Below are 19,948 nucleotides of genomic sequence, written 5' to 3'. Positions count from 1 at the left end.
CGGTATCACACTGGTCCTGGAGGGAACGCCATGGCAACAGCCGAAATGAACGAACTCCATCGCAGCATCGGCGCGCTGCGGCATCACATCGTGACCCTGAAATTGCAGTACGGGGATGTCGATGCCGTCCGTAGGATGACCAACGATCTCGACCGGCTCGAGATCGATCTGCATGACTTCGAGCAGTCCCCACCACCTGTTCTACGGGCGCCGGTGAACCCGTCCGACGTGGTCTACGTGCCGGACAGCAAGTCAGACGAGTCCGCATGGTTGGGTGCGCAAGACGAAGGGCTGGGCTTCCACTCGCGTGAGCGAACGAAGTGAGTGCGCCCGCGTCTGAGCGGGAGGCAACCGGGGTCTTTTCTCCCGGACGGGCGCGGATCCTGGCCCGCACCCTTCGAGTTGATCGATGGTGGCTGTCGCCACTGCTGACGGTCCTGGGGCTGTCGGCGTTCATCATTTATGCGACGGTGCGTTCATTTGTCCGCAGTGCCTACTGGGTGGCGGACTACCACTACCTGACGCCGTTCTACTCGCCGTGTCTGAGCGAGTCGTGTGTGCCGGGATCAAGCCATTTCGGGACGCCGTTCCCGGAACTGCCGATGTGGATTCCACTCGGGTTCGTGGTCCTGCCGTTTCTGCTCGGCTTCCGGGTGACCTGCTATTACTACCGCAAGGCCTACTACCGTTCGGTCTGGTTCTCGCCGCCGGCGTGCGCCGTGGCCGAACCACACAGCCGGTATACGGGGGAGACGCGCCTACCGCTGATCATCCAGAACGCGCACCGCTACTTCTTCTATGCGGCAGTGATCGTTTCGCTGATCAACACCTACGACGCGGTGACCGCATTCCACGGCAAGGGCGGCGGCTTCGGCTTCGGGCTGGGCAACGTCATCCTGGTGGTGAACGTGATCTTGTTGTGGATCTACACGATCTCCTGCCATTCGTGTCGGCACGTCACCGGCGGTCGCCTCAAGCATTTCTCGGCACACCCGGTCCGGTATTGGATCTGGACGCAGGTGTCGAAGCTCAACACCCGGCACATGCAGTTCGCCTGGATCACGCTCGGCACGCTGGTGCTCACCGATTTCTACATCATGATGGTGGCCAGTGACACGATCTCCGACCTGCGATTTGTGGGTTGATTCTCTGCCCCGTGCGCAACGATTGTTGCGCAGTCGATTTCACGCTAGGAGCCTGCGCTAGATGACGGAAACCGAACGCCATCAATACGACGTCGTTGTGATCGGTGCCGGTGGCGCCGGTTTACGCGCGGTCATCGAGGCCCGGGAGAAGGGCTACTCCGTCGCGGTGGTCTGTAAGTCGTTGTTCGGCAAGGCGCACACCGTGATGGCCGAAGGCGGATGTGCCGCGTCGATGGGCAACGCCAACTCGAAAGACAACTGGCAGACCCATTTCAAAGACACCATGCGCGGCGGCAAGTTCCTCAACAACTGGCGGATGGCCGAACTGCACGCCCGCGAGGCGCCGGACCGGGTCTGGGAACTGGAAACCTATGGCGCGCTGTTCGATCGGACCGAGGACGGCCGAATCGCCCAGCGCAACTTCGGCGGTCACACCTATCCGAGACTCGCGCACGTCGGCGACCGGACGGGCCTGGAACTGATCCGCACCATGCAGCAAAGGATCGTCGCACTACAGCAAGAGGACTACGCGGCCACCGGTGACTACGAGGCACGCATCAAGGTGTTTGCCGAATGCACCATCACCGAACTGCTCAAAGACGGAGACGCGATAGCCGGGGCGTTCGGCTACTGGCGCGAATCGGGTCGGTTTGTGCTGTTCGAATCGCCTGCAGTGGTGCTGGCCACCGGCGGTATCGGCAAATCGTTCAAGGTGACGTCGAACTCGTGGGAGTACACCGGTGACGGGCACGCACTCGCGTTGCGCGCCGGTGCCAGCCTGATCAACATGGAGTTCATCCAGTTCCACCCGACCGGCATGGTGTGGCCGCCGAGCGTCAAGGGCATTCTCGTGACCGAGGGTGTGCGCGGCGACGGTGGAGTTCTGAAGAACACCGACGGCAAACGGTTCATGTTCGATTACATCCCGCCGGTGTTCAAAGGGCAGTACGCCGAAACCGAGGAAGAAGCCGACAAGTGGCTGGCAGACAACGACAGCGCGCGCCGCACACCTGACCTGCTGCCGCGCGATGAGGTGGCCCGGGCCATCAACGAGGAGGTCAAGGCCGGACGCGGCACCGAACACGGTGGCGTCTACCTCGACATCGCGTCCCGTATGCCGGCCGACGAGATCATCCGCCGGTTGCCGTCAATGCATCACCAGTTCAAAGAGCTTGCCGATGTGGACATCACGGCCGAGCCCATGGAGGTCGGTCCGACCTGTCACTACGTGATGGGCGGGATCGAGGTGGATCCCGACACCGGTGCGGCGCGGGTGCCGGGCTTGTTCGCGGCCGGTGAGTGTTCGGGCGGTATGCACGGCTCAAACCGGTTGGGCGGCAACTCCTTGTCCGACCTGCTGGTGTTCGGTCGACGGGCCGGTCTCGGTGCGGCGTCCTACATCGAATCGCTGCAGACACGGCCGACGGTCTCCGCGGCCGATATCGATCGGGCAGCGGCATTCGCGCTGGCACCGTTCGATCCGCCGGCCGAGGGCAAGGCCGAGAACCCGTACACCCTGCACACCGACCTGCAGCAGTCCATGAACGACCTCGTGGGCATCATCCGGAAAGAAGCAGAGGTGGCGGAGGCGATCGAGGTCCTCGACGACATCCGTTCGCGTCTGCCCGGCATGCAGGTGGAGGGGCATCGGCAATTCAATCCGGGCTGGCACCTGGCCGTCGATCTGCGAAACATGTTGCTGGTCTGCGAATGCGTGGCCAAGGCCGCACTGCTGCGTACCGAGAGCCGGGGTGGTCACACCCGCGACGATCATCCCGCGATGGACCCGAGTTGGCGCAATACACTGCTGGTCTGCACGGCCGACCTCAGTGGCGATTCGCCGGTCCCGGAGGTGACGGTGGTCAAGGAGGAACAGACCCCGATGCGTCCGGAGCTGCTGGAGCTTTTCGACTTCACAGAAATCGAGAAGTACTACACCGCCGGTGAGATCGCCGGACACCCCGACGCCGGGGGCCACAGGGAGAACTGACGGCAACAAGGAGAACGGGAATGGGCTACGACGCGAAGTTCCGGGTATGGCGTGGTGACGCCGACGACGGTGAGCTGCAGGACTACACCGTGCTGGCCAACGAGGGTGAGGTGGTGCTCGACATCATCCACCGGCTACAGGCCACCCAGACACCCGACCTGGCTGTGCGCTGGAACTGTAAGGCGGGCAAATGCGGGTCGTGCTCCGCGGAGGTCAACGGCCGTCCCAAACTGCTGTGCATGACCAGGATGTCGACGTTCACCGAAGACGAGGTCATCACGGTCACGCCGATGCGGACCTTCCCGGTGATCCGCGACCTGGTCACCGACGTCTCGTTCAACTATGCGAAGGCCCGCGAGGTCCAATCCTTCACACCGCCAGAGGGTTTGAAGCCGGGGGAGTACCGGATGAAGCAGGTCGATGTGCAGCGGTCGCAGGAGTTCCGCAAGTGCATCGAGTGTTTCCTCTGCCAGGACACGTGTCACGTGGTTCGCGACCACGAAGAGAACAAGACGAACTTTGCCGGACCCCGTTTCCTGATGCGGGTCGCCGAACTCGACATGCACCCCCTCGACGTCGCCGAACGCCGTGATTCAGCGCAATCCGAACACGGCCTCGGACTGTGCAACATCACCAAATGCTGCACCGATGTGTGTCCCGAGAACATCAAGATCACCGACAACGCGTTGATCCCGATGAAGGAACGCGTGGTGGACCGCCAGTACGATCCGCTGGTGTGGTTGGGGAACAAGCTGTTTCGACGCTAGTCGCCTATTCCGGTCACTGCGCTGTGAACATCGGACGGCCGGATACGGGGTCGCGGCTGATCCGGGCCCGGACATCGAAGACGGTACTGAGCAGGTCGGCGTCGACAACCTCGTTCGGGTGGCCGTCGGCGAGGATCTTCCCGTCCCGCATCGCGATGATGCGGTCGCAGTAGCGGGCCGCCTGATTGATGTCGTGTAAGACCATCACGACCGTTTTTCGGTGTGCACGAACGAGATCCACGGTCAGCTCCATCAGGTCGATCTGGTGGCGGATGTCGAGGTAGGTGGTCGGTTCGTCGAGTAACAGGGTGCCGGTGTCCTGGGCGAGTGCCATCGCGATCCACGCCCGCTGACGTTCGCCACCCGACAGGGAATCGAGCCTGCGGTCGGCCATCGATGCCACCCCCGCCATGTCCATCGCCCGCTGCATCACCTCGTCGTCCCGGCGACTGAGCATGGCCAGCGGCCCCAGCCGCGGATATCGGCCTTGCTCCACCAGTTCACGAACACGCAGTCCGGGCGGGACGATCGACGTCTGCGGAAGAATGGCGAGCCGGCGGGCGACCTCGATGGACTTGAAGGTCGAAATGGGCCTGCCGTCCAATCGAACCTCTCCACTCCGGGGCGCGAGCACCCGCGCGAGCGCCATCAGCAGAGTCGACTTCCCGGAACCGTTCGGTCCAACCAACGCTGTTGCGGTACCCGGTTCGATGTGTACATCGAGGTCGTCGACCACGGTCCGGCCCCGGTACCCGAGGTGGAGGCCGGATCCCTCCAGCAGTGGCGAATTCTCGGTCATGGTCGATCCTTTCGCACAAGCCAGATGAGATACGGCGCCCCCAGCAATGCGGTCACGGCGCCGACGGGCAGGCCGGTGACGGCCGGGCCGACCCCGGGCAGATCGAGGGTGATGCTGAAGGCCAACAGATCTGCCGCGGACAGGCCGATGGCCCCGAGCATCGTGCTGACCGGTATCAGCCTGCGATAGTCGCCCCCGACCACTGTGCGCGCAAGATGCGGCGCCATCAATCCGATGAAGGCCACGGCACCGGCAGCCATGACGGCTGCCGCGGCGGCGAACACTGCGATCATGAGCAGGACGAACCTTGTTCGGGCCGGTCGTAAACCGAGCCCGGTCGCGGTGATGTCCCCGAGGGCCAGGGCATTGACGCGTGGCGCGGCCAGCACGGTGATTGGCACCAGCACCAACATCCACGGCCACAACGCATTCCATTCCGCCTGGGTGCGGGCGTTCAGCGACCCGATGAGCCAGCGAAGTACAACCCCCATCGGTTGGGCATCAACAACCAACAGCAAGGACGTGACCGCGCCGAGCACGGCTCCGAGCAGAATTCCTGCCACGGCCAGCGAACGTCGACCGATCAGGTAGAGAACTACGCCGGCCGTCACCGCGCCGGCAAGTGAGGCGATCACCGCGACATCGTGGTCCGGGAACATGATCAGGGCCACGACCACACCCAATGCCGCGCCCGCCCCGACTCCGGTGGTTCCGGGCTCGGCGAGCGTATTGCCGATGATGGCCTGCAGCAAGGCGCCCGAGACCGCCAGCAGCGCTCCCGCACCGATTCCGATGAGGACGCGGGGCAATCGGTATCTGAGCACGATCACCTCGTGGACGCGAACCCCTGACGTACCGGTCAACACTCGAAAAGTCTCGGCGGCACCGAGTTCCGACCGACCGATCATCAGGTGTGCCAGGACGAGGCCACACAGGACGATGACGCCTCCGATCAGGAGGGTGCGGGTGCGAGTCATGCCGCGGATGCCTGTCGATGCAGTGACAGCAGCAGGGCCGGAACGCCGATCAGCGTCGTGGTGATGCCGACGGGAACCTCGATGGGGTAGAGGGCTGTTCGAGAGAGCAGATCGGCGCCGGCCAGCAACACCCCGCCGACGATCGGGGTGAGCCAGAAGACCCGGCGGGCGCTGGTGGTATTTAGCGCCCACCGACTCAGGTGCGGTGCGAGGAGTGCGACATAGGCGACCGGACCGCACACCGAGGCCACCACCGCCGCGAGGACACCGGCGCACACGAGTGCTGACAGGCGCGCCCGAAAAACGTTGACACCCAAGCCCGCCGCGACGTCGTCTCCCAACGACAGCGCCGCCACCCGATGTCGGAGCAGCAAAGCTGCGGGAATCGCGACGGCCAACCACGGTGCGACCACACCCACGTGAGGCCAGCCGCGGTCGCCGAGGCTGCCGAGCAGGTACCGGAACAGCAGCGGCAGATTTCCTTCGGTGCCCAGGCTCACGAGCGCGATCACGAGTCCGGAGGCCATCGCGGTGACCGCTGCACCGATCAGCAACATGCGGGCGGGATCGTGTGCATTACCCACCGCCGCAATCACAACCGCGCCGGCCACCGCAGCGCCGACGAGTGCCACATACGGCCGCTGGTGGAGAGTGACCGGCAAAGCCAACACTGTGACCGCGGTCAGCACCACGGCCGCACCCGACGACACCCCGAGCAACTCGGGTCCGGCAATTCGATTCTGCATCGCGTCCTGCATCAGGACGCCCGCCAAGCCCAGGGCGGCGCCGCACAAGGCGCCGAGAACCGCTCGCGGCAAGCGGGAGTCGGCGACCACGCGGTGCAGCGGATCGGAGGTGTCGGCGAGTACCGAGAGTGCCCGCACCGGGGTGATCACCGGGTCGCCCGCGCACAGAGCGGCGAGCGCAACAGCGGCGATGATCGCCGTGCCCAGCGCGGACGACCAGAGAAGTCTGCGGTTGGGTCGTCGATGCGTACCAGTATTGGTAATGGTTATCATTTCTGACAACATCATCTGCAAGGGAGACCGAATGCGCAAGTTCATCGATTCATCCACGAGTTCTCGGGCCACCGCCGGCCGGCTTGTGATCGCCGCCTCCGCACTGGCGCTGCTGTTCACGACGGCGTGTGGCGCCGACGACAAGGAGTCGTCCACGGGCGCGATCACGGTGACCGACGCGACGGGAACCACGCTCACGCTGGATGCACATGCCGATCGGATCGCGTGCCTGACGATGATGTGCGTCGACGCGCTGAAGGAAGTGGGGATCACCCCGGTGGCATACCGCGAAGACCTGGCTACGGACGACCGGTTCTTCGGGCCGGACGCCGACATGCGCAAGATCACCGGCGGGTTCGGTGAGGAGAACATCGAAGACATCGCGCTGTCCGAGCCGGATCTCGTCATCGGTCTCGGTGGTGTCCGGGACGGGTTGCGCGCGGCGGTCGAGGAATCCGCCCCGATGTACCTCGTCAATCCGGCCTCGTGGCAGGATTCGGTCGAATTCTTGCGCACCGTCGGTCAATTGACCGGCCGGCAGGCCGAGGCGGACGCGGCGGCGCAATCGTTTGTCGAGCGTGTGGAGGCGGCGAAGACAAACCGCAGCGAGCTGACCACGCTGTCGATGTACGGCGAACCGGGCAGTCTCGGCGTCGACTCTGTGGAGACGCCGGTCGGTTCGCTGCTGGCCGAGGTCAGTGACTACCCGTGGCAGGCTGGTACCGATGCGTTTGCCACCGTGTCGGTAGAGCAGATCGCCTCGGTGGATCCCGATGTTGTTTTTGCGCAGGCATTTTCTTCGGGAGACGACTCGGAGTCGCTCTCGGCGCGGTTGGCGTCCAATCCGGTGTGGCCCTTGATTTCGGCGGCGCGCAGTGGTCGCGTCGTGGAGGTCGAGGCGAGCGTGTGGGCGACCGGTCGCGGCACCGTCTCCCTGAGCATCGTCCTCGACACCGTCACCGACGAACTGGCCGGAGCCTGAGGATCAACTCACTATTGAAAATCATTGTCAATTGGCCTAGCGTGGGTATCGCTCGGTAAGAGCGATCCGATTCGACTGCATTGCAGTCAGATTCACAACAAGTGAAGGAGATTCATGAACGACAATGAGTTCTTCCGTTCCATCCAGGCGCCGGTCAGCCTGGCCACCCACTCGGCCGGTCACAGCAACGCACTCGTCGAGAACCCGTTCGACGACGTCCAGGACACCGAGGACTGACACGTCCCTGACCGTCTGAGTCAATGATGACCCCGCGTGCCACTCGCGTGACGTCCCGAGTGGCACGCGGGCCCAAATGAGAAGCGAGACAGTGCAGCTTTCCCCGAACACGTCGATCTACCAAGCACACGAGGGATACGTCCTGCGGACCGCTGACGCCGAGTACTTCGAGCTGAGGCTTCCGCGCGGAGACGTCGAGGAACTGCTCGCAGCGCTGAGCGATGGCGTCGCGCCGGAGTCGGTCGCGGCGTTGACGGCATTGATCGACGCCGGTCATGTCGTGCGCCGTAAGTCGTTGCCGTTGGTGGTGCTCCGAGGGCGTGGAAGGATTGCGGACGCGACCGCGAAACTGCTGGGGCGCAACGTGGCAACCGGCGGACGCCAGGCAGATCTGGTATGTCACCTGAGCGATGACGCGGTGGATCCGGACGATGTCGGCTCGGTCGATCTCGCGAGCTATCGCGACGGCATCACACAGGTGATCACCCCGCGCGCGGTCGACGTCGCCGACATCGTCGGGCGGCGGCGAGCGAGTGTCACACACCGCGACCGCATACAACCGCGTCATCGACCGCTCGACGGAGGACTCCGGCTCGAATCTCCGCTTCATCCGGTGTCGGATCGTGCGGCCGACGTGATTGCTGACCTGATCGTGGCCGAGATCGCCGATCGGGAAGCGTCCTCCACCGGGCGCGCACCCTACCTGCTCACCGCAGTGGATCTACGGTCCCTGTCGGTGAGCCGTCATCCTGTTCTCCCGATTCCTGTTGCACCGCAATGACAAGTCACGTCAGCGTTGCTCATGTCGTCGACGGACTGCACACACTCGTCGCGTTGCCGGATTCGGCGCCGCGTGCAGTGCTTGTCGTGCGCACGCCCTACAACGCCGGTGACCACATGGCCGAAGCACTCGAGTGGGCCCGCCGCGGAATCGCGGTGGTGACACAAGACGTGCGCGGACGCTACCGGTCACCGGGGGCATTTCGTCCCTACGACAGGGAGGGCGCGGATGGACTGGTGACCCTGACGTGGGTGCTGAGCCAATCTTGGTGTCGTTCACCGGTGATCCTCTACGGAACGTCCTACGCCGCCCACTGTGCGGTCGAGACGGCGATTGCGGCCTACGACGCCGGAATCGACGCCGTCGCCGGTGTGTCGGTTGCCGTTCCGGCCCTCGGCCGCGGCGAGACAGCTCGAAATGTCGACGGTTCGTTCTACCTCGAATCCCGAATGGGGTGGTGGCGGCAGCACGGTGAAGGAGCCGAGTCGCCCGGGGCCGGCATACCCGACGGGGTTCTCGCCACGCTGCCGCTCACCGGCATGGGGCGAAGAGTCGATCCCGCCATCACCGTCTGGGGCGAAGTGATCCGGTCTGTTCGCACCGATGACCAACGTGCAGAGAAGGTCTCGGCCCTGACCTCTCCGCTGCTCGCGATCGGTGGCACGTCCGACTGGTTCGCGCAGGACACCATCGATCTCTGGACGTCGTGGGGCGGTCCGGCTGCACTTGTCGTCGGGCCGTGGGATCACGGCCTTCGCGGGTCCAGACGCGCCGACCAGGTGCAGTCCTGGATCGACAGCGTGCTCGCAGGCAGTGCCGTGACCGGGGCACGCGTGCACGGCGCGTCCGGGAATGTGACGGACTTCGATCGGTGGCCCAGCGCGTCCGTGTCCATCGATCTGCCCGGTGGTCGTTTTCGTAGCGACCCGGCCGTTCCCTTCCTGTCCTTCGCGCCGGGAACCGATCTCCGTGAGGCGGCCGCGCGGTCGGACTGCCTGGTCCGCGAGCTTCCGGTCCCGGCCGACACGATCATCGGAACGCCCTCCGTGCGAATCGATTCCCCAGCCGGATCCGGTGATTGGAGCGCTTTGCTGGCGATCCGCCGCAGAGACGGACGGCTCGAACAGGTCGCCCACGGCATGTCCCCGCATCCGGCGGTCCGCCTCACACCGATATCCGTCCACCTCGAAACAGGAGAGTCCATGGCCGTGATCGTCTCGGCACACTCGTTCCCGCGACATGCCCGCGATCTGCAAGCGGGAGACGACCATCTCACCGGTACCTCGATGCAATCTGCCGAACGTGACGTGCGGACAGTCCATGTGGAGCTTCCGGCATGACCGGCCCGGAGATGCTCTCGGCCGAAGATCTTGTCGATCCGTACGCGGGGATCATCCGGGCTCTGCACCCGGTGCAACGACTCGATGCGATGCCGGAGCGATACGTCGGTTTGACCGCCGAGATCGCCGATACCAGAGCGCACGGCAACTGGCCCAGCGACCTGGTGTCACTGGGGACCACATTTGCCGACGACGCCGGCGCCCGGATCGCCGCGATCGGGGAGGCCGTGGAACGATACTGCGGAAACCATGTGCCGGGAAATCTGTTGCGTGCCAACTCTCGCGAGCTCCGGGAGGCCGACGTACGCCACTTCGGACCGGACGATCTGAGGTTTTTCGCCGACTGGCAACTCCAGATGCCCCAGTTCCCGTTCCAGAGCTTCACCGACGACACGACCATCGCCTGGTGTGAGGGTCTCGGTGCCGACGGGCGCCCGACGCTGGTGCCCGCCTCCTATGTCTATCTCAACTGGAGGACGGGCGGACGTAGACGCGATCCGTGGCTGCACCACCTCAACTACGCGGGCATCGCCACCGGCGCCGGTCTCGACGATGCGGCAACCCGGGGTCTCCTCGAACTCGTAGAACGTGACTCGCTGTCGTTGTGGTGGCACCTGAACCTGTCCGCGCGAGGTATCGATCTCCACAGTGTGCCGGGTCTGGTCGACGATCTGGGCGACACGCGGTTGCAGTGTCACCTGCTGGAATTGCCGGCGTATTTCGGTGTTCCGGTGGTGGCCGCGGTGGTCCATGACCCTCAATTGGGCATCGTGGCCGGGGGTTTCGCTGCCAAACTGGATCCGGCGCAGACGGCCCGTAAGGCGGTACTCGAGGCAATCCATAGCTGGGTCTTCACCCGCGGTCTGATCGACCCCGACGGATGGGTGTTCGGCGCGATGCAGTCAGGTGTCCTCTCGCAAGGTCTCTATCTGGACCACCGGGCCGATCGTGGTTATCTCGAGGTCGCGGGCGCCCGCAGCGAACACGTTCGCGATCTCGGTGCCCAGGCCCAGGTGTGGCTGGACCCCCGTACGCAACAGGCGTTGCTGCCCCGCTTCACCGAACCGGCCGCAGTGGTGGGCATCGATGAACTGCCGACCGGAGACCTCGGCGATCTGAAGGCGCGACTGGGCGCCGCGGGCCACGAGATCGTGGTCTGCGACATCACCACCCCGGATGTTGCCTTGACACCGCTGCGGGTGGCCCGGGTGTGTGCCAGCGGACTGATTCCCAACGCGCCGGCGGCATTTCCGTACTTCGGGATGGAGCGCTGGCGGGAGATTGCGCGCGACGCGGCGACGGGTTGCGACCCCGACGACCCCGACTCGCTGCTGCTGGTGCCGCCGCCGAGCCTATGAATCCCTTCCGGACGTTTGTTCTGGCGCGGGCCATCTGCTGGACCGGCAACGCGGTGACGCTGGTGGCGTTGCCCTTGCTCGTCTACCAGCGAAGCGGTTCTGCGTTGCTGTCCGGGATCGCCTTCGCCGTGGAGTCGTTGCCGTACCTGTTGTTCGGATTGATCGCCGGTGCCGTGGCCGACCGCGTCGACCGCAAGTCGCTTCTGCTGGTTGCGCAGATGATCAGCGGGCTCACGCTGGCAACGATTCCGGTGGCGAACTGGGCGAGGACCGTGTCGATCGTGCATGTCCTGGTCGTGGCGTTTGTGGTGTCGTCACTGTTCGTATTCAGCGATGCTGCCTCGTTCGGTGTGGTGCCCGCCCTGGTCGGGCGGGACAGGATCGCCGATGCCACCGGAACGTTGGTGTCGGTGGGGACCGTCATCGGGATCGCGGGCCCTCTGGTCGGCGGGGTGGCCGCAACCGCGCTCGGTCCCGCCGGTGCCATCGCGATCGACGCCGGTTGTTATCTGGTCGCCGCCGCCATCACTGCGATCATCCCGATGCCCGCGAACGCCGGGCCGGCGGTTGCCGGGCAGCCGATATCTCGGCAGATCGGCGAAGGCCTCCAGTACATCTGGCACCAGCCGGTGATCCGAGCGCTGACGCTCGTCGGCATCGGTGTCAGTTTGGCGAACGGCATCGTGGTCGGATTGATGGTGGTGGTCGGTGTCCAGCGATTGGGACTCGGAGGCGGCGATGCCCGGCTCGGTGCACTGTATGCGGCCACGGCGCTCGGAGCGTTTCTCATCAGCCTCGTCAGCGCGAGAGTCCAGCGCGTAGTGGGCACCGGCCGGATCACCTTGTGCGGCATCGCCGTATCAGCCGCCGCGATACTGGTCTGGGCGCAGACCACATGGCTGGTGGTCTCGCTGATCGTCCTGGTTGTGTACCAGGCGGCCAACACGATCATCGTCGTCAACGGAATCGTTGTGCGGCAGTCGATCACACCTGACAATCTCCAGTCCCGGGTGAACACGACGGCCCGGATGATCGCGATGGGCGGCACACCGTTCGGAGCGGCGATCGGGGGAGCGCTGGCGCAGATGGTCGGCGTCGGTGCGGCTGTGTCGACCGGAGCGGTGGCGTTGATGGTCGCGGCGGTGGTGGGGTGGAGGTCAGGCGTGGCGGGTCTACCGCTGCTCGCCGATCTGACGGCGAGCACCCACGGCAAAGGTGAGTAGCGGGATCTGGCTTTCGGTGAGCGACAGGGCTTCGGCGAGTCGATCGTCATAGAACCCTGAGATCGCGCAGCATGCCAGGTCGAACGCGGTGGCCACGAGGTACAGGTTCGCCGCGGCGAGTCCGGCATCGACGTGCAGTGTGCGGTAGTGCCGTTCCGAGTACCTGGCGAGCGCCGCCTCCAGCTCACCGACGAGGACGAGGATGACCGGAGCGCGCTCGGCGAACTCAGGCTGCACGAGACATTGGGCCATTGCGCCACGCACGTCTCCCGTCCGGTGGAGAACCAAGTGGTGGGCCTCGCGATGAAAGGCATAGACACCCGGTGGTACGCCCTCGATCGGTTGCAACACAACAAGATAGGCCGTGGTCGAGGGCAGGCCGCCGGCGCTGGGGTGCAGATTCAGGGTTCGGCCACTCGAGGCGGCGGTGTGCGCGGTGCGCTGCGGGCCGAGGGCCCATCGAAGCAGGGATGACACATCGTCATGGCCCAGAGGTGCGTAGTCGTACCGTGATCGTCGCTCTCGGAGCATCTCGTCGAGAGCGCGCGACGGTGTGCGGCTCGGTGTTCGAAGCGGCACGGTGCCGACAGCATCGCTGAGTCGAAGTGGCGGCAGCGGTGTGGGTGCTCCATCGGTGAGCGCGCGATGAATGGTCCTGACTCGATCGATTCTCGCGCTCGTACTGTTCCCCATGACGCCCATTCTAATGAAAAGCATTCTCAATAGTCATAGGTGACACCATCGTGGTCGCGCGTGTGGGAAATGCGGTCGGTATGGACGCGAATCCGACCAACCCGCGCCGTAGCCCGTAGGGTTGGGAACGGAACAAAACACCGAGTGAGACAACCGAGGTGCGTATGCCCCTGGAGAATCAACCGGACTCATCGCGACCGCCCAACGACCCGGGCGAGGCTGAGCACACAGCCGACGGCCACCTGGTCGAGGCGCAGTCCGAAGACTTCGATCACGCGAAGCCCCTGCGTGTGGACAATGACTGGTTCAAGAAAGCCGTGTTCTACGAGGTGCTCGTCCGGGCCTTCAACGACTCGAACAACGACGGAGTCGGCGATCTGCAGGGCCTGACCGACAAGCTCGACTATCTGGCGTGGCTGGGTGTCGACTGTCTGTGGCTGCCGCCGTTCTACGATTCGCCACTGCGTGACGGCGGGTACGACATCCGGGACTTCCGGACGGTTCTGCCCGAGTTCGGCACGGTGGAAGACTTTGTCGAACTGCTCGAACAGGCTCACCGTCGGGGGATTCGCATCATCACCGATCTGGTGATGAACCATACGTCCGACAGTCACCTGTGGTTCCAGGAGTCGCGGTCCGATCCTCAAGGGCCCTATGGCGACTACTACGTCTGGGCCGACGATGATTCGGGCTATCCGGATGCGCGCATCATCTTCGTCGACACCGAGGTGTCCAACTGGTCGTGGGATCCGGTTCGCGGGCAATACTATTGGCATCGATTCTTCTCTCACCAGCCCGACCTCAACTACGACAATCCCGAGGTCGCCGAGGCGATGATCGACGTGTTGCGGTTCTGGCTCGACCTGGGGATCGACGGGTTCCGGCTGGACGCGGTGCCGTACCTGTTCGAGCGGGACGAGACCAATTGCGAAAATCTCAGCGAGACCCATCAGTTCCTCAAACGCTGCCGCAAGGTGGTCGACGACGAATATCCGGGGCGTGTGCTGCTGGCCGAGGCGAATCAGTGGCCCGCCGACGTCGTCGCGTACTTCGGTGAACCGGACGTCGGCGACGAATGCCACATGGCGTTCCATTTCCCGCTGATGCCACGGATATTCATGGCAGTCCGCCGGCAGAACCGATTCCCGATCTCGGAGATCCTGGAGCAGACACCGGCGATCCCGAAATCGGCGCAGTGGGCGATCTTCCTGCGCAACCACGACGAGTTGACGCTGGAGATGGTGACCGACGAAGAGCGTGACTACATGTACACCGAGTACGCCAAAGATCCCCGGATGAAGGCGAACATCGGGATCCGGCGCAGGCTCGCACCGCTGCTCGACAACGACCGGAATCAGTTGGAGTTGTTCACCGCACTCCTGCTGAGCTTGCCGGGTTCCCCGATGCTCTACTACGGGGACGAGATCGGGATGGGCGACAACATCTGGCTCGGTGACCGCGACGCCGTGCGGACGCCGATGCAGTGGACACCCGACCGCAATGCGGGATTTTCCAGAACCGATCCGGCGCGGATGTATCTGCCGGTCATCATGGATCCGACCTACGGATTCCAGGCACTCAACGTCGAGGCCCAGATGTACTCGACCAACACGCTGCTCCACTGGACGCGGCGAATGATCGAGGTGCGCAAGCAACATCCGGCCTTCGGGTTGGGGACGTTCACCGAACTCGGCAACAGCAATCCGTCGGTGCTCACGTACCTCCGCGAGTTGGCGCCGTCGGCGGAGGATCGCCGGCCCAGCGACGTCATCTTGTGTGTCAACAATCTGTCCCGCTTTCCGCAGGCGGTGATCATGGACCTGTCGATGTTCGACGGCAGGATCCCGGTGGAACTGACGGGGTCGATCCCGTTTCCCAAGATCGAATCCGACTCGTACGTCGTGACCCTGCCCGGGCATGGGTTCTATTGGTTTGCGTTGCAGCATGATCCAGCTGATTCCGGGATCGCCCAGGGATATCCACTCAGCAGTGAGGCAGAGGCGGCGGTGCAACCATGACCGTGAACTTGCCCGATGACCAGGACATCGCCGGCGGCCTGAGGACCTGGCTCCCACAGCAGCGGTGGTTCTCGGCCAAAGATCGGGACATCGCGGCCGTCCACGTGATCCTGCGGGTTCCGTTGGCATCCGACGAGGGCTACGCCGCCGAGCATGTCCTGATCTCCGTCGACTTCACCAGCGGTCCCACCCTGCGGTACCAGATCCCGCTCGGGTACCGAACCCATCTGTCGGAACCGTTGTTGTCGTGGGCACTGCTGGATGACCTGCCGGACAAGGCATCACCGTACGACGGATTGCACGATCCGGACCTGACGGGACGCCTCCTCACCGCGCTGGTCAATGGGGAGAACATCGGGCCGTTGCGATTCGAGACGCTGCCCGGTGGCGTTCTCGATTCGGCGTCACCCGGTCGGGTCATGAACACCGAGCAGTCCAACACATCGGTGGTTTTCGGAGAAACCCTGCTGTTCAAGGTCTTCCGCCAACTCGAGGTGGGGATCAATCCCGACGTCGAACTGCATCGCGCCCTCAGTGAAGCCGGGTGTGAGCATGTGGCGGAACTTCGAGGCTGGATCGAGACCGACATCGATGGTGAGCCGACCACGTTGGCGATGGCACAACAGTTCGTCGAGAACGCCGCCGACGGATGGAGCATGGCGCTGATCAGCGTGCGGGACCTGTTCACCGAGGCGGATCTGCATGCCGCCGAGTTGGGCAGCGACTTCTCCGGTGATGCGGAACGCCTCGGTGCGGCGCTGGCCCAGGTGCACGCCGATCTTGCCCGGAGCCTCGGGGTGACCGAGCGGAACGGCGAGAGTTCGGTGATCAGCGACATGCGAGGCCGTCTGAACGCTGCGGCTCAAGCGATTCCGCAATTGGCTGAGCTGCGGGAGCCGGTGCTCGCGGTGTTCGATCAGGCCGCGGACACGGGACCGACGCGCGTCCAGCGAATCCACGGTGATCTTCATCTGGGTCAGGTGCTGCGAACGCCGTTGACCTGGTTGCTGATCGACTTCGAAGGCGAGCCGCTCAAGTCGGTGGCCGAGCGTCGTCGGCCCGACAGCCCGTTGCGGGACGTCGCCGGAATGCTCCGGTCGTTCGACTACGCCGGGCATCACCTGCTGCGCGAGGGATCGCCCGGGGCAACCGGACAACGCGAATACCGTGCGCTCGAATGGGTGGATCGGAACTCGTCGGCGTTCTGCGACGGGTATGCCGCCGTGACCGGCGAGGATCCCCGCGACAACTCCGCACTGCTGCGGGCCTACGAACTCGACAAGGCCGTCTATGAAGCGGTATACGAAGCGCGTCACCGGCCGAGCTGGTTGCCGTTGCCGTTACACGCGATCGAGCGGCTCGTCGCCGGTTGATGCCCGTCAGATCAATCGGAACTCCTGCCGGGTGTCTCCGTTCCAGCGGCGCAGGCCGGTCACCCTCGCGGTGAACGTCTCCGGTCCATCGCCCAGCGCCCTCACTACATGCCCCAGGTGACCTTCGACCAGCCGGCGGGCGAGGGTGATGTGGGGTGTCCAACTGCCCGGCGCGACGTGATCGAATGACCGCCCGCCGATATGTGCACGGGTGGCCTCGAATACGCGGGCATGGAGATCCAGCAGACGATCGGAGGGGACCACCAGGCGTGCAGCGGTGCCGCGACGGCCCCAAAACAGCAGCAGGGCACCGATATTGACCGTCATCCCGGCGACATCAACGATGGCACCGAGCTCCGTGTCGACCGCGGGATCGATCGAATCCGCCGCGATCAAGGTGACATGAGGACGATTGGACGTCGACCGGACGTCGCCCTGGCTCGGCAGCCCGGCCTCGGCCAGCTTGTGCCATTGCTCACCGATGATGGTGTTCGTCGCCTCATCGAAGATCAGCTCAACCGAATGTGCCATCTGGCCACGATAGAACGCGGCGGAACCGCTCAGCTACCGACTGCGGGACAGCAGACCGTAGTCCTCGCCCAGCCAACGGGCGAACCGATCGCCGTTCATCTCGGTAGCCTGCAAGCGTGGCAACGCCCGTGGGTCGTCGTCGACGATGGTCGGCAGTGGCACGCTGGTACACGCGATGTCGATGCCGAGGTCGCGCACAGCCGTGCGAGCGCCGTCGTCGAATCGTCCATACGGGTACGAGAATCGGGTGACCGGCCGGCCGGACAACTCCTCGATCATCCGATGACCGGCGCCGATCTGCGTGTGTTGCCGCTGCGGCGACAGATCGGTCAACGACACGTGGTCGAGGGTATGACTGCCGAGGCTGATCAAGGGGTGTTCGGCGATGCGGGCGAACTGTTCCGCGTCGACCGCGACCCGCGACGGTGGTGTGGCCGGTACGTGACCCGCCCATTCCATCAGGAAGTCGGTCGCCTCGTCCTGCTCCGCCGGCTCGAGGACAACGATGATGTCCCACAATTCACGAAACAGCCGCTGGCGCGGGGTGTCTTCGCCGGCGTCGTCCGCGCGCCATCCGATATTCGCTGCGGAGTCGCCAGGCTTTTCCTCCAGAGTGAAGACCCGTCCCTCGCCGAAAGGAAAGTCGAGCACCTGCGGCAGCGGACCGCTTCCCAGCAGCGCGCTATGCAGTGCATCCCACCAGAATTCGCGGGTGCGGCCGACGGCGTGGCCGATGACAAAGATCGTCGCCGGGATCTCGTACTTTTCGAGCACCGGCAGCGCGGCGGTGAGGTTGTCGACGTAACCGTCATCGAATGTCACCGCGACCCGGTCGCCGCTGCGGGTGCGGCCCGCGCCGCCCGCGAAGTCGGCGAGATCGACGGCGGCGCGTGCCTGCGCAAGCACCGCCATCTGTTCGTCGAATGCCTGCGGGGACACGCAGATCGCCCAAGGGTCGACAGACTCCTCTGTGATGCAGTGGTACATCAGGATCCCGCCGCGGCGCCGGTGTTTCCGCGTCCTGCGTCGGAGTGCGCCGAGCAGGGCGTCAGCCCTCGACATCGCGACTCTTTCGCGCAACGACCGTGACGATGACGGGGTATTCGGGGTCGAAGACATTCAGCTCCTGGCGACGAAGTTCGCGATCGGCCATCCCGTGCAGAAATGCGGTTGCCGTCAACACATTGCCGAAAGCCCGCACAGTGCAGTCGTCCGACGAGAAGGGGCCGCTGAACAGTCTTTTCACGGCCAGCTCGGTGAATGACCAGTACCACGTCGAGTTCCAGACCGGGTCCGCGATCTGACTGATACCGGGCACGGTGCACAGCACCACGCCGCCGGGCTTGAGTATGCGGTGCAATGTGTTCACCGCGGATTGGGCGTCGAAGATCATCTGCAACGTCTGAGTCAGGATGACGCAGTCGTAGGTATTGTCCGGCACGTCCGGTGCATCGGTGAGATCCGCGACGTAGGTTGCGTTGTCCACGTCGACGACATTGAGCATGTCGGATCGGGTGACGCCCTCACCGAACACCTCGGTGTAGGTCCGCTCACCGATCTCCAGCACCGAACCGGCGATCAGGTGCCGGTGGGTGTCGAGGAAATTCTCGATGTAGTGACGGTCTATCGGGCGGCCACGGTCGAAACCGTATTCCCGGCAGATCGGTTCGACCCGCCGCAGGTCACCGAATCGAACTTTGCCGACACGCGGCTTCTGCCGCCGATCGTTGAGGACACGAAGCACGCGGCGGTAGTTGTTCTCTCCCAGAACCGAGCGGGCCAGTGACGTCCTGCCCTGTTGAATCCGGCTGCGCTGGATTGTTGTCATCTCGTCGATACGTCCTCGGGTCGGCTGTGGTCAGCACAGCCGACTCGGTGGCCTGCCGAGAAATTGGCAACCTGGGAACCAGCTGGGCACTCGCTATGAGTTAGGTGAACCTTACCTTCATGGAGCTCCCGGCTGTCGCGCGGGGCCAGGTGAACCAGCGCACTGGGTTGGTTGGCGCAATCGCGCAATCAGATCGCGAAGCCGCGACGCAGGAGGATTCGAAGGCTCAGTCCTGATGAAATGTCTCGCCGCCGGGTCGGACACAGGCGTGCTATTTCGCAGATCAGAACCGGAGTACGGGAGATTTTTTGAATCACCGCGACAAATCTTCGTGCTGGTGAAGAAAAGTTGAATGATTGCGCTGTGACGTCGTTGAACGAGCTGCGAGGAGTTTCGGCCGTTGCGGGTGCGTTTCGATTTCCCTGATCTATTCGTCGAGGATTTATTTGCAAATCATTTGCGATGATGTGGTTTTGGGGATCGACAATGTGCGGCGATAGATACAGAAATTCCGAACCCGGTAACAATTGACTCGCCGTAGGCGACCATGTAGGTGTGTGGAGCCACGTCGGCGTCCGCTTACGGAGAATGACAGGAAAACACTCATGAGTAGAACAATGACGCCGAGGCAGCGAAAGATCCGTGCGGCGTTGGCTTCCGGGCTGGTATTGGGGATCGGCGCGGTCATCACCTTGGCCGCCTGGAACGATTCGGTCTGGGGTGAATCCGAATTCGGTTCGGATCGCTGGAATATTCAGGGCGATTTCGGGTCGGGCTGGCAGGAGCATGCGACTGCAGGGACCGCGGGCAGCTTCACGTTCGAAATTCCATTGGCCCAAAACCTGACTCCCGGTGACGTCGTCTCGGCGCCCGTGTCGCTGCGCGTC

General features: G+C 64.2%; 20 protein-coding genes. 13 read left to right on the top strand and 7 right to left on the bottom strand.

From position 1 onward, the window contains the following. Positions 1-30: 30 nt before the first annotated feature. The 4 genes from VIQ49_RS28480 to VIQ49_RS28465 all read left to right on the top strand — a co-directional run bounded on the left by VIQ49_RS28480 (position 31) and on the right by VIQ49_RS28465 (position 3,902). A complete protein-coding gene (locus VIQ49_RS28480) occupies positions 31-324 on the top strand; it encodes a hypothetical protein (protein ID WP_331890472.1) in 294 nt (97 codons plus the stop codon). After that, the gene (locus tag VIQ49_RS28475; protein WP_331890470.1) at positions 321-1,145 is read left to right on the top strand and encodes a hypothetical protein; all 825 of its coding nucleotides are present in this window, start codon (positions 321-323) and stop codon (positions 1,143-1,145) included. The genes VIQ49_RS28480 and VIQ49_RS28475 overlap by 4 nt, the downstream gene beginning before the upstream one ends. 61 nt (positions 1,146-1,206) lie before the next feature. Further along, positions 1,207-3,135, top strand: a complete 1,929-nt coding sequence (locus VIQ49_RS28470) for a fumarate reductase/succinate dehydrogenase flavoprotein subunit (RefSeq protein WP_331890468.1) — start codon at positions 1,207-1,209, stop codon at positions 3,133-3,135. 20 nt (positions 3,136-3,155) lie between these two features. Next, a complete protein-coding gene (locus VIQ49_RS28465) occupies positions 3,156-3,902 on the top strand; it encodes a succinate dehydrogenase/fumarate reductase iron-sulfur subunit (RefSeq protein WP_331890467.1) in 747 nt (248 codons plus the stop codon). 13 nt (positions 3,903-3,915) lie between these two features. On the opposite strand, the gene VIQ49_RS28460 is transcribed toward VIQ49_RS28465, so the two are convergent. Genes VIQ49_RS28460 through VIQ49_RS28450 form a run of 3 tightly spaced genes read right to left on the bottom strand, consistent with a single transcriptional unit; the run spans position 3,916 to position 6,697 of the window. Then, entirely contained in the window at positions 3,916-4,701 is a 786-nt protein-coding gene (locus VIQ49_RS28460) for an ABC transporter ATP-binding protein (protein ID WP_331890466.1), read from the bottom strand. Next, positions 4,698-5,678: an iron ABC transporter permease gene (locus VIQ49_RS28455; RefSeq protein ID WP_331890465.1), complete on the bottom strand. Its 981-nt coding sequence runs from the start codon at positions 5,676-5,678 to the stop codon at positions 4,698-4,700. The genes VIQ49_RS28460 and VIQ49_RS28455 overlap by 4 nt, the downstream gene beginning before the upstream one ends. Beyond that, positions 5,675-6,697, bottom strand: coding sequence for an iron ABC transporter permease (locus VIQ49_RS28450; RefSeq protein ID WP_331890464.1), 1,023 nt, complete (start codon positions 6,695-6,697; stop codon positions 5,675-5,677). The genes VIQ49_RS28455 and VIQ49_RS28450 overlap by 4 nt, the downstream gene beginning before the upstream one ends. 31 nt (positions 6,698-6,728) lie before the next feature. On the opposite strand from VIQ49_RS28450, the gene VIQ49_RS28445 reads away from it, so the two are divergent. From VIQ49_RS28445 to VIQ49_RS28420, 6 genes are all read left to right on the top strand, one after another. After that, entirely contained in the window at positions 6,729-7,679 is a 951-nt protein-coding gene (locus VIQ49_RS28445) for an ABC transporter substrate-binding protein (protein ID WP_331890462.1), read from the top strand. A 114-nt stretch (positions 7,680-7,793) separates the two neighbouring features. After that, on the top strand, positions 7,794-7,916 hold the full coding sequence (gene amiA, locus VIQ49_RS28440; RefSeq protein ID WP_331890460.1) for a streptamidine family RiPP: 123 nt from the start codon (positions 7,794-7,796) through the stop codon (positions 7,914-7,916). Between the two features lie 91 nt (positions 7,917-8,007). Continuing rightward, complete coding sequence (locus VIQ49_RS28435; RefSeq protein ID WP_331890459.1) at positions 8,008-8,697, top strand: hypothetical protein; 690 nt, start codon at positions 8,008-8,010, stop codon at positions 8,695-8,697. Further along, positions 8,694-10,037, top strand: coding sequence for a CocE/NonD family hydrolase (locus VIQ49_RS28430; RefSeq protein ID WP_331890457.1), 1,344 nt, complete (start codon positions 8,694-8,696; stop codon positions 10,035-10,037). Before VIQ49_RS28435 ends, VIQ49_RS28430 begins: the two co-directional genes overlap by 4 nt. Beyond that, complete coding sequence (locus tag VIQ49_RS28425) at positions 10,034-11,395, top strand: YcaO-like family protein (protein ID WP_331890455.1); 1,362 nt, start codon at positions 10,034-10,036, stop codon at positions 11,393-11,395. The genes VIQ49_RS28430 and VIQ49_RS28425 overlap by 4 nt, the downstream gene beginning before the upstream one ends. Continuing rightward, entirely contained in the window at positions 11,392-12,618 is a 1,227-nt protein-coding gene (locus tag VIQ49_RS28420; RefSeq protein WP_331890453.1) for an MFS transporter, read from the top strand. Before VIQ49_RS28425 ends, VIQ49_RS28420 begins: the two co-directional genes overlap by 4 nt. Here the strand turns inward: VIQ49_RS28420 and VIQ49_RS28415 are convergent. Then, positions 12,568-13,311 carry a SagB/ThcOx family dehydrogenase gene (locus tag VIQ49_RS28415; RefSeq protein ID WP_331890451.1) on the bottom strand — a complete coding sequence of 248 codons (744 nt, stop codon included), beginning with the start codon at positions 13,309-13,311 and terminating at the stop codon, positions 12,568-12,570. The two genes, VIQ49_RS28420 and VIQ49_RS28415, sit on opposite strands and share 51 nt — an antisense overlap. A 164-nt stretch (positions 13,312-13,475) precedes the next feature. Between VIQ49_RS28415 and treS the strand changes: the two genes are divergently transcribed. Beyond that, complete coding sequence (gene treS / locus VIQ49_RS28410; protein ID WP_331890449.1) at positions 13,476-15,329, top strand: maltose alpha-D-glucosyltransferase; 1,854 nt, start codon at positions 13,476-13,478, stop codon at positions 15,327-15,329. Further along, a complete protein-coding gene (locus VIQ49_RS28405; protein ID WP_331890447.1) occupies positions 15,326-16,702 on the top strand; it encodes a maltokinase N-terminal cap-like domain-containing protein in 1,377 nt (458 codons plus the stop codon). The genes treS and VIQ49_RS28405 overlap by 4 nt, the downstream gene beginning before the upstream one ends. Positions 16,703-16,708: 6 nt before the next feature. On the opposite strand, the gene VIQ49_RS28400 is transcribed toward VIQ49_RS28405, so the two are convergent. The 3 genes from VIQ49_RS28400 to VIQ49_RS28390 are packed head-to-tail and all read right to left on the bottom strand — an operon-like array spanning position 16,709 to position 19,061. Continuing rightward, complete coding sequence (locus VIQ49_RS28400) at positions 16,709-17,233, bottom strand: 2'-5' RNA ligase family protein (RefSeq protein ID WP_331890445.1); 525 nt, start codon at positions 17,231-17,233, stop codon at positions 16,709-16,711. 33 nt (positions 17,234-17,266) lie between these two features. Beyond that, positions 17,267-18,295: a polysaccharide deacetylase family protein gene (locus VIQ49_RS28395; protein WP_331890443.1), complete on the bottom strand. Its 1,029-nt coding sequence runs from the start codon at positions 18,293-18,295 to the stop codon at positions 17,267-17,269. After that, complete coding sequence (locus tag VIQ49_RS28390; RefSeq protein WP_331890441.1) at positions 18,282-19,061, bottom strand: methyltransferase domain-containing protein; 780 nt, start codon at positions 19,059-19,061, stop codon at positions 18,282-18,284. The genes VIQ49_RS28395 and VIQ49_RS28390 overlap by 14 nt, the downstream gene beginning before the upstream one ends. A gap of 650 nt (positions 19,062-19,711) precedes the next feature. On the opposite strand from VIQ49_RS28390, the gene VIQ49_RS28385 reads away from it, so the two are divergent. Then, positions 19,712-19,948, top strand: a 237-nt coding sequence (locus VIQ49_RS28385; RefSeq protein WP_331890439.1) for a SipW-dependent-type signal peptide-containing protein, incomplete at its 3' end; no start/stop codon positions are given.

It is taken from the genome of Williamsia sp. (assembly GCF_036566845.1).
GTDB lineage: Bacteria > Actinomycetota > Actinomycetes > Mycobacteriales > Mycobacteriaceae > Williamsia.
This window is presented reverse-complemented; position numbering and strand designations above follow the sequence as displayed.